General features: G+C 43.1%; 12 protein-coding genes and 1 tRNA gene. 7 read left to right on the top strand and 6 right to left on the bottom strand.

What is annotated here, in order from left to right:
* The first annotated feature begins 342 nt into the window (after positions 1-342).
* Together rraB and ACED60_RS16235 are read left to right on the top strand one after the other, a co-directional pair.
* The gene (gene rraB / locus ACED60_RS16240) at positions 343-759 is read left to right on the top strand and encodes a ribonuclease E inhibitor RraB (RefSeq protein ID WP_004735324.1); all 417 of its coding nucleotides are present in this window, start codon (positions 343-345) and stop codon (positions 757-759) included.
* Between the two features lie 124 nt (positions 760-883).
* Positions 884-1,681 (top strand): hypothetical protein, encoded by a 798-nt coding sequence (locus tag ACED60_RS16235; RefSeq protein WP_102545690.1) that lies wholly within the window; start codon positions 884-886, stop codon positions 1,679-1,681.
* A gap of 94 nt (positions 1,682-1,775) precedes the next feature.
* Here ACED60_RS16235 and ACED60_RS16230 read toward each other — a convergent pair whose 3' ends face one another.
* The 5 genes from ACED60_RS16230 to pepA form a co-directional block, all read right to left on the bottom strand.
* On the bottom strand, positions 1,776-2,681 hold the full coding sequence (locus ACED60_RS16230; protein WP_371728002.1) for a GNAT family N-acetyltransferase: 906 nt from the start codon (positions 2,679-2,681) through the stop codon (positions 1,776-1,778).
* A 79-nt stretch (positions 2,682-2,760) separates the two neighbouring features.
* A complete protein-coding gene (locus ACED60_RS16225) occupies positions 2,761-3,165 on the bottom strand; it encodes a DUF2061 domain-containing protein (RefSeq protein WP_017103683.1) in 405 nt (134 codons plus the stop codon).
* Between the two features lie 220 nt (positions 3,166-3,385).
* The gene (locus ACED60_RS16220; RefSeq protein WP_004735333.1) at positions 3,386-6,259 is read right to left on the bottom strand and encodes a valine--tRNA ligase; all 2,874 of its coding nucleotides are present in this window, start codon (positions 6,257-6,259) and stop codon (positions 3,386-3,388) included.
* Between the two features lie 103 nt (positions 6,260-6,362).
* A complete protein-coding gene (locus ACED60_RS16215) occupies positions 6,363-6,812 on the bottom strand; it encodes a DNA polymerase III subunit chi (protein WP_371728001.1) in 450 nt (149 codons plus the stop codon).
* Between the two features lie 99 nt (positions 6,813-6,911).
* Entirely contained in the window at positions 6,912-8,432 is a 1,521-nt protein-coding gene (gene pepA, locus ACED60_RS16210; RefSeq protein WP_017097529.1) for a leucyl aminopeptidase, read from the bottom strand.
* A 191-nt stretch (positions 8,433-8,623) separates the two neighbouring features.
* On the opposite strand from pepA, the gene lptF reads away from it, so the two are divergent.
* Both lptF and lptG read left to right on the top strand, forming a co-directional pair.
* The gene (gene lptF, locus ACED60_RS16205) at positions 8,624-9,724 is read left to right on the top strand and encodes an LPS export ABC transporter permease LptF (RefSeq protein WP_009847716.1); all 1,101 of its coding nucleotides are present in this window, start codon (positions 8,624-8,626) and stop codon (positions 9,722-9,724) included.
* A 3-nt stretch (positions 9,725-9,727) separates the two neighbouring features.
* The gene (lptG, locus tag ACED60_RS16200; protein WP_017103680.1) at positions 9,728-10,798 is read left to right on the top strand and encodes an LPS export ABC transporter permease LptG; all 1,071 of its coding nucleotides are present in this window, start codon (positions 9,728-9,730) and stop codon (positions 10,796-10,798) included.
* Between the two features lie 61 nt (positions 10,799-10,859).
* Here the strand turns inward: lptG and ACED60_RS16195 are convergent, their stop codons facing one another.
* Positions 10,860-11,336: an RDD family protein gene (locus ACED60_RS16195; RefSeq protein ID WP_102249060.1), complete on the bottom strand. Its 477-nt coding sequence runs from the start codon at positions 11,334-11,336 to the stop codon at positions 10,860-10,862.
* Between the two features lie 195 nt (positions 11,337-11,531).
* Between ACED60_RS16195 and ACED60_RS16190 the strand changes: the two genes are divergently transcribed.
* The 3 genes from ACED60_RS16190 (at position 11,532) to ACED60_RS16180 (ending at position 13,715) form a co-directional block, all read left to right on the top strand.
* Positions 11,532-11,616 (top strand) — tRNA-Leu (locus ACED60_RS16190).
* A 356-nt stretch (positions 11,617-11,972) separates the two neighbouring features.
* On the top strand, positions 11,973-12,380 hold the full coding sequence (locus ACED60_RS16185) for a VOC family protein (RefSeq protein ID WP_029223884.1): 408 nt from the start codon (positions 11,973-11,975) through the stop codon (positions 12,378-12,380).
* Between the two features lie 81 nt (positions 12,381-12,461).
* Positions 12,462-13,715 carry an HD-GYP domain-containing protein gene (locus ACED60_RS16180; RefSeq protein ID WP_009847713.1) on the top strand — a complete coding sequence of 418 codons (1,254 nt, stop codon included), beginning with the start codon at positions 12,462-12,464 and terminating at the stop codon, positions 13,713-13,715.
* Positions 13,716-14,105 lie beyond the last annotated feature (390 nt).

Below are 14,105 nucleotides of genomic sequence, written 5' to 3'. Positions count from 1 at the left end.
TTTTTCATTCAAAATTTATGCAGTTACTTACTTATAAGTGAGGTTTTATGCATCGATGAAGTGTTCGGCAGTATGCATCTGATATGACTAACCACTCAATTTTGAAGGAGTAAGGCTAAAAGTAACAATAAAAATGAAATGCTAAAACACACGGTAGTTAATAATATGTTGAAAATTTGTTTCTGTGATTTTGATTTCACTTTTTAATTGATATCCCTTCTGTTATCTAGCGATAAACTTACTCTTCTGCGCCTGATCTAGGTGGCTTTTCTAGGCGATCCGTGCCATATTTCGTGGCAATCAAATTTGATCTTTTCACAGTCAACACTCTGGAGCAGACACATGTCTCACGAAGATGAATATCTATCAGTAGCGGAATTAATTGAATTTCAAAAAGGAGAGACTCGCGACATCATTGAAGCACTAATCGAAGATGGTAGCGATCCTGAAGCTCTATACGATATCGAGCATCACCTATTCGCTGAAGATTTCGCAGTACTTGAGAAAGCCGTTGTTGAAGCATTCAAAATGGGCTTTGAAGTGCTTGAAGCTGAAGAGACAGAAGACGAAGATGGCAACAAGCTACTTTGTTGTGATGCAACGATGCAGTGTACTCTGAACGCAGAAGCGATTGATGAGCAAGTTGAGAAGCTTGTAAATCTTGCAGAGAAGTTTGACATTATCTACGACGGTTGGGGCACTTACTACGAAGGTGAAGATGCTATCTACCCTGACGAAGATGATGAAGACGAAGAGTAATCTCTCCCAGTTTTAAAGAATGCCAGCCTTGAGCTGGCATTTTTTTGTCCTCAGAAAAATAAATGTCTTTATATGCATTCATTCATTATAATGCGGTCAAAATTGATCTAGCTCAAGGAATGACATGCGGCTACCTCTCGATGGTCTTTGGCAAATTTCGCCACTGACGGATCTCTCTATCCCACAAGATGACATTACCTTTCCTGCTCCATTAAGCTCAAAGCTCCCTAATAGCTTGAGTGAAGAGGAAATCGCAGAGCAAGAATGGCACCTGATGCATGACATCGAAGTGGATGATGCCATGTTGGCATGCCCATTTGTTGAGCTAGTCGTCGCAGGCGTTGACTACTTTGCAGAAGTGCGACTCAATGGCGTTGCCGTGTTTGACTGTGATGGCAGCGAAGCCGAATATCGCAAGGACATTCGTCCTTATATGCAGCCTGGTCGAAATCGTTTTGAGATCCTTTTCCTTGAAGAAGAGGAGAGCCTGTTGCTTGAAGAGGATATGGATGACTCTATCTCTTCACAGGTCGTCGCTAAATCAGATTCTCGTATCGGAATCTGGCAAGCTCCATATCTTCAGTTCGTTCGTAACGTCAAGCTTGAGCAAGTTGTCACCGAGCAAATCTGGCATCACGGTGGTGGCTGTGAGTTTAAAGTAGATGTTATCTATCAAACGCTAAAGCCGGGGTTAATATCGGCATCAATCAAATTTAATGGTATGACTCTCGTGATGCCGATTGATGTGCGAGCAGAACATACGGGTGTTGTGTTTCAGGTTGAGGCTCCAATGGTATTTAACCTTGAGAAGCCCAACCCTAAGCATTTATATCAATTAGAAGTGGAACTCGATGGGCAAAAAGAGAGTTCTTTCGTAGCCTTGAATCCAGCCTCTTGCGTGAGTAACTTTTTGCGTAACTAGCGGTTATTCAATTAGCCCGTTACGTAATGAATCAATTTGCTCACTCGCTTGTCATCTAATGAACTGCCGACGCTCACCCTATTTCAAAAACACATTATAGCGTTTTGGCCATGACAACCTCACAAGCGTCATGGCCTGTTTCTCCCCAAGCTGAATCAAGGTGTTCAAAGCCCAATTTTTCGTAAAGTTTAACGGCGGCATTAAGGCATTCGGTCGTTTCCAGATACATATGTTGATAACCCAGTTCCTTAGCTTTCTCCATCGACATATTAACCAACTTCTTCGCTAAGCCTTTGCCTCTTGTTTCTGGCAAGAAGTACATTTTTTGCAGTTCGCAGACTTCAGGCATACCTGCTAATGGTGCAAATCCACCACCACCAACAACCTTTCCATCAAGTTCAATCACCCAATACTGAGATCTTTCATTGTTATAAACACTGAACATGTCTTCTAAGGTGGGATCAGCCACACCATAACCTTTATCTTCAGTTAGCCCGTTTTCATAAGAGACTTGGCGAATCACATTGGCCACTACGGTGTTGTCTTGCTGTTGTAGGGGGCGAACCACCACATCGATTGAAGCGTGGCTTTGTTGCAGTGCTTTAAGGTAGTGCTCGATTCCCCCCGAAACTTGTTGAGTTTCCGCTTCCGTTAAACGCTCAAGTACCGAGTCATAAAATTGATTTTGTTGATTGTGAAGTTTGGCAAGAGTGTTTATCCCTTGCTCTGTTACTGATGCTACAACACTACGCTTATCGTTGGGGTGTGGTGAGGTTTGAATTAACGAGTTCTTCGCTAGATTGTTGACTGCTCTACTGGCGTTGGATTTATCAATATTGAGCTTATCCGCTAATTGGTTCACGGTTAATGGCTGCTGTTCTAGTTCAATCAGTGTATGAGCTTGAATCGGAGGTAGGGCAATAACACCACAATCTTTGTCGAGCATTCCAAGCTGTCGAACGAGTTGACGTGATAATTCTCTAAGTTGTGCTGAAGTCATGTTGCCTCTCAGTATAGTTGCGATGTACAACTATAATTTAATTGCGAATCGCAACCATGTCAACAGTAAACTGTTTAGGTTAAGCATGTTGGTGCAAACAAAACTGTGGTTGTGCTGCTTTGCTTTCTGCTTTTCGTAACCACACCTTCTCATGGAAATAGTAAGCCACAGTATTCAAAGCGGGTTCTAACGTTGCCATCACACCACCAACAAAGGCGTCGCCAGTCAATAAGTAGACAACAGTAAAGGCAACACTAAAGTGGATAGTAGCGAAGCTTGCTGTTTTTAACTTTGTCATCCACTGACGAGCTTTAAGCGCTGGAACTTGAGCCCACGCCTTTTCATGAAAATAGAAGGCGACGGTATTCACAGAAGGCTCAATCATAGCGATTAAGCTACCAATTAAGATGTCGCCAGTTAGTACGTAAGCGACACTAAATGCGATAGTAAAATGTAATGCAGCAAAGGTTAGTGTCTTTTTCATGATAATTACTCAGTCGTTGTGTTGTTTCGATAGAACTATTATTGAGAATTATTATCATTAAATCTAATGGGAAGTTAAGATTGTTTTGATAGGCAAAAGCTATCAATAAGCTGGAGTGAGGTTGATTGGACTGGAACTTAGGGCACAAAAAAAGGCTGACCATGAAGGCCAACCTTTTTGTCTAGAGCGGGAGGTTCGAAACCTCCTCGTTCATTCAGTTTTAAAGAGCAGCGATTGTCGCTTTTTGCTCTTCTAGCTTAACAAGAGTTTCTTGGTAGCCTTCAAGCTTTTCACGCTCTTTCGCGATAACCGCTTCTGGTGCTTTAGCAACAAAACCTTCGTTACCTAGCTTACCTTCGATACGCTTAATCTCACCGTGAGTCTTCGCTACTTCTTTATCTAGACGAGCAAGCTCAGCATCTTTGTCGATAAGACCCGCCATTGGGATCATCAGCTCAGATTTGCCAACAAGTTTAGTTGCACAAGCTGGAGTCGCTTCGCCGTCTGCTAGAACTTTAATATCGTCTAGCTTAGCTAGAGAAGTAAGAACGATCTTATTTGCTTCGATACGAGCTGCATCTTTCTCATCAGCGACTTTGATCATTACTTCTAAGCCTTGGCTTGGTGCAATGTCGTATTCCGCACGTAGGTTACGGATAGCTGTGATGAAAGTTTTAACCCATTCGATGTCGTCAACGATCTCAGCATTGAAGTTAGCTTCATTAAACTGAGGAAGCGCTTGAGTCATGATGGTCTCGCCTTCAACGCCGTCTACTAGCGGCTTAACGCTTTGCCAGATAGATTCAGTGATGTAAGGAAGAACAGGGTGAGCAAGACGCAGAGTCTTCTCTAGAACCGTGATAAGCGTGTAACGAGTCGCTTGTTGTTGAGCTTCAGTACCCTTCCAAAGAACAGGTTTAGTTAGCTCTAGGTACCAGTCACAGAATTGGTTCCAGATGAATTCGTAAAGCGTGTTTGCTGCCATGTCTAGACGGTAGTTGTCTAGATGAGCGTTAAATTCTTTCGCTGCAACTTCAAACTGAGATTCAATCCACTTGTCTGCTAGAGAGAATTCCATGTTTGCACGGTCTTCAACAGACAGTGACATGCCACAATCGTGCTCTTCTGTGTTCATCAGTACGTAACGGCTTGCGTTCCATAGCTTGTTACAGAAGTTACGGTAACCTTCAAGACGCTTCATGTCCCAGTTGATGTCACGGCCAGTTGAAGCCATAGCAGCAAGAGTGAAACGCAGTGCATCAGTACCGTATGGTTCGATACCATCTTCGAAAGTCTTACGTGTTGCTTTTTCGATCTTAGCAGCCAGTTTAGGTTGCATCATGTTGCCACAACGCTTTTCTACTAGCTCTTCAAGGCCGATGCCGTCAATCATATCGATAGGGTCAAGTACGTTACCTTTCGATTTAGACATCTTGTCGCCGTTTTCATCACGGATAAGGCCCGTCATGTAAACTGTTTTGAAAGGTACTTGAGCCTTGCCGTCTTCGTCTTTCACGAAGTGCATGGTCATCATGATCATACGAGCAACCCAGAAGAAGATAATATCAAAACCAGATACTAGTACTTCTGATGGGTGGAATGTTTTCATTGCTTCAGTATCTTCAGGCCAGCCTTGTGTGCCGAACGTCCAAAGTGCAGAAGAGAACCATGTATCAAGAACGTCGTTGTCTTGCTTAAGAACAATTACCGGTGAAAGGTTGTTCTTTTCACGAACTTCTTCTTCAGTGCGACCTACGTAAACTTTACCATCGTTGTCGTACCATGCTGGGATACGGTGGCCCCACCAAAGTTGACGAGAGATACACCAGTCTTGCACGTCACGCATCCACGCGAAGTACATGTTTTCGTACTGCTTAGGTACGAATTGGATCTCACCATCTTCAACGGCTTTAACAGCAGGAGCAGCAAGAGGCGCTGTACGTACGTACCATTGGTCCGTCAGCATTGGTTCGATAACCACGCCACCACGGTCACCGTAAGGAACGGTTAGATCGTGATCTTTGATTTCTTCAAGTAGGCCTAGCTCTTCAAATTCAGCAACCGTTGCACGACGAGCGGCAAAACGCTCCATACCTTGGTATTTTGCTGGAAGCTCTGTTGAGTACACATCGCTTTCTTCACCGTTCGTTGTGAAGATTTCTGCCGCGTCACGGATATCACCGTTGAACGTTAGGATGTTGATCATTGGTAGGCTATGGCGCTTGCCCACTTCGTAATCGTTAAAGTCATGAGCTGGCGTGATTTTCACACAACCCGTGCCTTTATCCATGTCAGCGTGCTCATCACCTACGATAGGGATAAGACGATTTACGATAGGAAGCAGGATTTCTTTGCCGATAAGATCTTTGTAGCGAGGATCTTCAGGGTTAACTGCAACGCCTGTATCACCAAGCATGGTTTCAGGACGTGTAGTTGCAACGACAATGTAGTCTTTGCCATCAGCGGTTTTAACACCATTCGCTAGTGGGTAGCGGAAGTGCCACATGAAACCTTTTTTGTCTTTGTTTTCAACTTCAAGATCAGAAATTGCAGTGTGCAGTTTAGGATCCCAGTTTACTAGACGTTTACCACGATAGATTAGGTCTTCTTCGTATAGGCGAACAAATACTTCTTGAGTCGCAGCTGATAGGCCGTCATCCATAGTGAATCGCTCACGATCCCAGTCTACAGATGCACCAAGACGACGAAGTTGTTGAGTGATCGTGCCACCTGATTCGCCTTTCCATTCCCAGATCTTGTCGATGAAAGCTTCACGGCCGTAGTCGTGTTTTGTTTTGCCTTCTTCAGCAGCGATCTTACGCTCAACAACCATTTGAGTTGCGATACCAGCGTGGTCAGTACCCACTTGCCAAAGCGTGTTTTTGCCTTTCATACGTTGAGCACGGATAAGTGTATCCATGATCGTATCTTGGAACGCGTGACCCATGTGTAGGCTACCAGTGACGTTCGGTGGCGGGATCATGATGCTGTAAGCTTCTTTTGATGTGTCACCGTGTGGCTTAAAGTAGCCTTTCTCTTCCCAAGTCTTATACAGAGCTTGTTCGATTGATGTTGGGTTGTATGTCTTTTCCATAGTGCTCTTATAACGGATACTGTGAATGGTTAATCGTGGTCAAACTTCATAAGTGAAGCTTCTTGAATCTAAATCCAAAGATAGCTTTAACTATGAGGTTTGACTATGGATGTTGAATCTCGATAGTTTGTAGCTGATATCCAGCCTGACGGTAAATTTTATACCTTTCTCGAGCGAGTTGCTTAGCTTTTTCTTCGCAAGGAACGAAGTCTATCACCTGAGCAAAGGCGTTCGCAAAGGTTGTATGATTATCGGCCAGATTTATTACCAATTGGCGGTTCCAATTAGGTTTGACTCCTTGATGGCCTATCTCAATATTCGTTGAATATTTTGGACCTTCGCCAGCCAAGTTGTGCGCGAGAAATTCAGTAGGCTCTACCTGCCAAAAAACTTCAGCGATACGCTCAGCATGAACTTTATCGTTACAGTTGAGATAAAGTTTAGCGCCTTGTTTTGCAAAATGCTGAGCAAGAAACAACACGTAGTGAGCAAAACCCTCTTCGCTGGCTTGTGGGCTGTCTGAAGACACAATGTAAAATGTGGCAGTCTGCATACTGAATACTCGAACTTGGAATCGTGGAAACCAATGTTACTTGGTCAACAGGAGCTAGCAAATAACGCTTATTAAAAAAGGGCCCGTAGGCCCTTTCTATTATTTTGAAGATTGCTCTTCAGTCTCATGGCCGCTGCGGTTCAATAAGAATTGGACAAGCATTGAGACAGGACGACCTGTCGAGCCTTTCGCTGCGCCTGACTTCCAAGCTGTGCCGGCACTGTCAATGTGTGCCCAGTGGTACTTTTTAGCAAATTTAGATAAGAAACATGCTGCTGTGATTGTACCAGCAGGTCGGCCACCGATATTTGCCATATCTGCAAATGGACTCGTTAGTTGCTCATGGTATTCATCGGCCATTGGCATGCGCCATGCTCTGTCACTTGCTTGCTCAGAAGCATTAACTAACTCGTGAGATAGTGGGTTGTGATTAGACAGTACAGCACTGATGTGGTGACCTAACGCCATCACACACGCGCCAGTGAGTGTTGCTACATCGACAACACAGTCTGGTTCAAAGCGTTCAACGTAAGTAAGCGCATCACATAGAACCAAGCGACCTTCAGCATCTGTGTTTAACACTTCAACTGTTTGGCCTGACATGGTCGTTAGGATATCACCTGGGCGGTAAGCATTGCTGCCTGGCATGTTTTCACAACCTGCTAGGATACCAACTACATTAATCGGTAGGTTCAGTTTAGCTAGTGCCTTCATTGTACCGAATACAGAAGCCGCACCACACATGTCGTACTTCATCTCATCCATACCTTCACCAGGCTTAAGCGAAATACCGCCTGAATCGAAAGTAAGACCTTTACCGACTAGAACAATCGGTTTTGCATCTGGGTCAGCAGCACCTTTATATTCCATGATAGACATCATAGATTCGTTCTTAGAACCACGGCCTACCGCTAAGTATGAAGTCATACCCAGCTTTTCCATCTCTTCTTCGCCAATGATCTTAGTTTTCACTGTCTCGTAATCATCGGCCAAGCGACGAGCTTGAGAAGCAAGGTAAGCAGGATTTGCGATGTTAGGTGGCATGTTGCCTAAATCTTTAGACGCTTTCACACCTGAAGCAATCGCAAGACCGTGAGAGATTGCTTTCTCACCAAGGCTCAATTCACGACGAGTTGGTACGTTGAATACCAGTTTACGTAGTGGACGACGAGTCTCTGGTTTATTACTCTTGAATTGATCAAAAGTGTAAAGGCCATCTTTAGTCGCTTCGACTGCTTGGCGAACTTTCCAGTAAGTATCACGACCTTTAACGTGCAGTTCAGTCAGGAAACATACTGCTTCCATAGAACCCGTTTCGTTTAGTGTGCTGATGGTTTTTTGGATAATTTCTTTATATTGACGCTCGCCTAGCTCACGTTCTTTACCGCAGCCTACAAGCAGAACACGTTCTGAAAGTACACCAGGTACTTGATGCAGTAGTAGCATCTGGCCAGGTTTACCCTCTAGATCACCGCGACGAAGCAGTGAACTAATATAGCCATCGCTAATCTTATCTAACTGCTCGGCTACTGGAGAAAGGCGGCGCGGTTCGAATACACCGACAACGATACATGCGCTGCGCTGTTTCTCTGGGCTGCCACTTTTTACACTGAACTCCATGCGTACTCCTACATCCTGAAGACAAATCGAACTAAATGTTGGATAATGGGTTCTTACTTGTTGGATCCTATAATGGAACTGACCTTAAAGAAGAACGTTAACACTTAGCTAAAAATTTAAAAAATAAAAGGTTCAACGGGAAATTATAGTGATTCAATCAAAAAAACAAGTTTTGTATAGGTAATTTGAGCGTGATTATTGTTAGATATTTGATCCGAGAGACAATCAAGAGCCAATTTGCGATATTTTTTGTTCTCTTTCTCGTGTTTCTCAGCCAAAAGTTCATCAGTGTTTTAGCCGACGCCTCTGATGGTGATATTCCAGCAAGCCTTGTATTATCGATCGTGGGTCTAAATATGCCAGCGATGGGGCTCTTGATGCTTCCACTTAGTATCTATATTGGCATTTTGCTGACTTTTGGCCGCCTTTATGCCGAAAGTGAGATTGTGGTGATGAATGCTACGGGTATTGGCAATAAATTCCTCATCCAATCAGCACTTTATCTGGCGTTGATTACCGCAACTGTCGCTGCTTTTAACTCCTTTTGGCTGTCTCCGTGGTCACAAGATAAAGTAGAACAAATGTATGAGGAAGTGGCTGCAGAGAACAGCGTCGATTTACTACCCAAAGGCAAATTTGCAAGGACTCCCGATGGTTCTTCAGTTGTGTTTATAGAGGGTATCGATGGTAATCAATTAGACAATGTGTTCGTTTCTCAAATGCGACCTCGTGACTCAGTGCTTCCTAGTGTGATGTTCTCTAAGTCGGGAGACGTAAAAGAATTGAGCGATGGCCGCCAAGTTATTGTGATGTACGATGGTACTCGTCATGAAGGAGTGCCTTCTCGCCTTGATTATAGAGTGACGCACTTTGAAGAGTATGAAGGCTTAATTGGTCAGCGTGAAGTAGAGAAGAAAGGTCGAGAGTGGGAAGCGATTCCAACTATTGATCTTATTGGAAATCAAGATAATCGTGCCAAGGCTGAATTGCAGTGGCGCATGTCACTGGTGTTGTGTATCCCATTGTTGACTATGCTCGTTGTACCGCTGTCAGCAGTTAATCCACGACAAGGTCGTTTTGCAAAAATAGGTCCGGCAATCCTGATTTATTTGACTTACTTCTTGGCAATCAGTGCAACCAAATCTTCAATTGAAGAAGGGGACATTCCTGCTGCAATAGGCATGTGGCCAATCAATGCATTATTATTGTTTGTCGCGATTGGTGCCAACTTTATGGATAGTGTGCCTGTTAGGCGTTTGAAAGAAAAATTCAAGAATAAGAGGTTGGCTTAAGCCGTGTTTAAGATTCTCGATTTATATATAGGCAGAACCATCATCGCGACCACGTCACTGGTATTGGTGACGTTTGTCGGTCTCTCTGGAATTATCAAGTACGTTGAGCAATTGCGGAAGGTAGGTCGTGGTACATACGATCTATTACAAGCGTTGTATTTCGTTTTATTGAGTATTCCTCGTGATATCGAAATGTTCTTCCCAATGGCGGCATTGCTTGGTGCATTGATTGGGCTTGGTATGCTTGCTGCGAGTTCTGAGCTTGTGGTTATGCAAGCCGCGGGTTTCTCTAAGTTAGATATTGGTTTATCGGTACTTAAGACTGCGATTCCGTTAATGGTGATAGTGACATTGCTTGGGCAGTGGGGAGCTCCGCAAGCGCAGAAGATGGCTCGTGACTTAAGAACCATCTCGGTTGCTGGTGGTAGTATTATTTCTACTCAAAGCGGTGTTTGGGCTCGAGATGCCAACGACTTTATTTTCATTGTTAAAATAGACGATGATAAGCTCTATGGTTTGAACATGTGGCGCTATGATGAGAACAAGGCTCTGAAAACGGCCATATACTCAAAAGAAGTCGATTACGTTGGAGACAACGTTTGGACAATGCGCGATGTTGAGGTCACCTCTTTTGAGAATGAAATTCAGGTCACTAAAGAGAATTTACCGACTTTTTCTTGGGAAACATCGTTAGCTCCAGACAAACTCGCGATAGTGACGGTGAAACCGGAGGAGCTGTCGTTAAGTGGCTTGTATGATTATGTTTCTTATCTCAAAGCATCAGAGCAAGATGCTGCACGTTATGAGCTAGCTTTGTGGAGGAAGATTACTCAACCTATTTCGATAGCGGTCATGATGTTGATGGCGTTGTCGTTTATCTTTGGTCCTCTACGTAGCGTGACCATGGGTGCAAGGATTCTCTCTGGTGTGATTGCTGGTTTTACTTTCTATATATCCAGCGAGTTCTTTGGTCCAATCAGCTTGGTTTATCAAATACCACCAGCCTTTGGTGCGATAGCCCCTAGCGTGGTATTTTTCGGAATTGCCATCATGCTCTTGAGGCGGAAACTATAAATGATAAAGGAAGGCGTTAAGCCTTCCTTTTTTGATCTTGCTTTAAGTTCGCTTAATAGCATTATTGTGCCTTTGGCAACACAACGACTTCGGTCTTTGCCCAGATATCGTGAAAGCCACGTTTCTGAGGATCGAATGGAACACATAAATTGGCTAGTCCAAATCCCGAAGTACCTAAGCGTATTAGTGCTTGAGTTATTGTGATCGCAGAGCCATCTTTGTTTTGAACGCGCAGTTTCCAGGCCCTCATGCCTAGTGTTTGACCAGCTCTAGTCCAGAAGAAGACAAAGAAGTACACCCAAACGATGACTAAGTAAAAAGTATACGTCGGGCTCCAAATTGGATGGTTGGTTAAGAAGTCACTGACATCGGCATAACCGCTATGGTTAAAAATACCAAGAGCCATGAGCGCGTGCAGTAGAGCAACAATGATGCCGGCAGCCATCATTTCAATAGCGATTACAATGAGTGCGTCATAGAACAAGGCACCAAATCGGCGCATTACCCCAGCTGGTGGCAGAGTGTTTGTTGATGTCATGGTGTTATTACTTCTTTAAAAATTGAGGCGTCAGAATATAGTTTAAGGCTTGGCCTGAAAAGAGACATGACGCACAGCTTATGACTTAGTGGCGAAATTATCGGCAAACACACATGAATTCAAGTTTTTATACTTGCCACATCAGTTCGCATACGTATAATGCCAGACATCGAAAGGGCAATGCCCCAAGATAATGCCGGTATGGTGAAATTGGTATACACGACGGATTCAAAATCCGTTGCCTTCGGGCGTGGCGGTTCAAGTCCGCCTACCGGTACCAAATATAGAAAGGTCGCTTTTATAGCGACCTTTCGTCGTTTTGGACATTTGTGAATTCCTAACCCAGCGTGTCGGCTTGGATGCAAGCCCAGTAAAGTCGCCTACAGGCACCATATTTTAAGATAGAGCCTTAACGAAAGTTGGGGCTTTGTTGTATCTGGAGAATAGAAAAGCTTACCTTTGTATTAACGACAGAAACGCTTTTTCAATCAGTCAGATCTTGTGGTTTCATTCCTAAATCTCACCGTTTCCCTTCGCAATTCGATTCCTTAGTAAATTAATTATCTTAAATCAGAATGTTATCTGTCATTCTCACGTCTATTGTCTATGTTTAAAGGACTAATAGAGGAGAAACATATGCTGACAGTAACCCCTTACTTGTTTTTTGATGGTCGTTGTAGTGAAGCGTTAGATTTTTATCATAAATGCTTTGGTGGTGTTGTTTTATCGAAGCAACTCTTTAGTGATGCTCCTCAGGTAATAGAGGGGGCACAACCTAGTTGGGTTATGCACGCTGAGTTCGAAGCATTTGGTATGAAGCTCATGATGTCTGATGGCGTTAAAGCTAAAGAACTTGAAGGGAACAATCTGGCACTTTCCTTGGTTACAGAGGATACCGCGACTCAAGAGAAAATTTTTGAGAAGCTTAAACAAGGGGGGCGAATAATGACGCCACTCGCAGATACGTTTTGGGGCGCTAGATTTGGTAAAGTGGAAGATAAGTTCGGTATTCGTTGGATGGTGCATTGTGATTCTTTAAGTTGAACCTGTGAAATTGGATAGTGAAATTCCCGTGTGGTTTTATTAGAATTATAAATATAGATTATTAATCAATATTATATAAATATGGGCAGCATAAAGATTACTGTAGATCGCATCCAGCCCGGCCTACACATACGACTCCCCCTAAAATGGAACGAACACCCATTTTTATTCAACAGCTTCAAAATAAAAGATGACGCTCAAGTGAAAATAATTCGGCATCTTGGGATTAAGCATGTCTATATAAATCTAAGTCAAAGCGATACTGCACCTTTACCTTCTAATCACGAGATAGATAAAGGGGCCGATTCAGATCTACAGATAAGCCTTGAAACTGAAAGGATGTGGAAAGATAAGCATGAACGTATCGAAACCCTAAGCTCTTACCGTCGTAGAGTCAGTCATTGTGAGAAAGAGTTCGAGCGCTCGCTTGCTCGAATGCGTTCAGTAATGACAAAAATTCGTAACCGACCTATAGATGCGGTAGGAGAGGTTAAAAGTCTAGTTGATGATATTGTTGAAATACTGGCAAGTGACGATAGCGTTACCTTACATCTTATGAATGCTAAAGCTGACTTTGAAGACATTTACTTTCATACATTAAATGTCTCTGTCGTTGCGTTAATGATAGGTAAAGCTAAAGGCTACAATACTCAACAATTGAAAGCGCTTTCTTTTGCTGCTTTGTTCCATGATGTAGGAAAGATCAAAATACCAGCTGCAATACTTAGAAAGCAGAGTACGCTGACAGCACCGGAAGAGAATTACCTAAAACTTCATACGAAATATGGTGCTGATATTGTCTCTGGAATTGATGACTTTCCTGAAAGTGCCAAAAAAGTAATCGTTCAACATCATGAAATGAATGATGGCTCTGGTTATCCTGAAGGCTTAAAAGAAGAAGAGATAGATGAACTAACCAAAATAGTTTCAGTGGCTAACGCATTCGATAATCTTTGTCATGGTAAAGCGCAATCTCAACAAATGATCCCATACTTGGCATTGTCCCACTTATATAAGAACTGCAAACATCTATATAGTCAGGATAATTTGAGTCTATTGGTTAAGTTCATGGGAGTCTATCCGCCGGGTACTGTCGTGCAGCTTTCCAATGAATCAATTGGAATCGTGATTTCGGTTAATGCCAAACATATGCTTTATCCGAACGTACTGATCTATGATCCTAGCGTTCCAAGAACCCAAGCCCCGATCATTGACCTATTTACTAAAGAGATAAAAATTGTCAATGCAGTTCATCCAAGCAAGTTACCGGAGCAAGTTAGAGAATATCTAAACCCTAGGGCTCGTTTATCTTACTTTTTTGATAATGGTGAGTAGTTACCCACAGGTTCTTGTGGGTAGTTTGTTCGAAACTTGGGTTGAAAGTTGTATAAATAAGCCCTTGGTTGAAATGTCTTCACTTAACCTCTTTTTTAAATAAAAAACGTATTTAATGCTTGCCAATGAGAGCTGCATCTCTATAATGCCGCCTCACTGACACGGCTGACGCCATAAGGCTTCAGCGAAGAATGTTAGTAAGGCAACTAGCTTTAAGCGATGATTCGCTTTTGCTTTTTAAAAGTAGAAAATAATTCCGAATAAGTGTTTGACACTGAGAATTAAATAGCTAGAATGGCCGCCTCTTCCGAAGTGATGTAAGTCACAACGAAGAGAAGCTCTTTAACAATTTAAACCTATCAATCTGTGTGGGCACTCGTTGATGAATAT

Origin of the sequence: Vibrio sp. 1F279 (assembly GCF_041439815.1) — a bacterium.
Lineage (GTDB): Bacteria > Pseudomonadota > Gammaproteobacteria > Enterobacterales > Vibrionaceae > Vibrio > Vibrio tasmaniensis_A.
The sequence above is the reverse complement of the archived record's forward strand: the minus strand, read 5'-3'. Positions and strand labels throughout refer to the sequence as shown.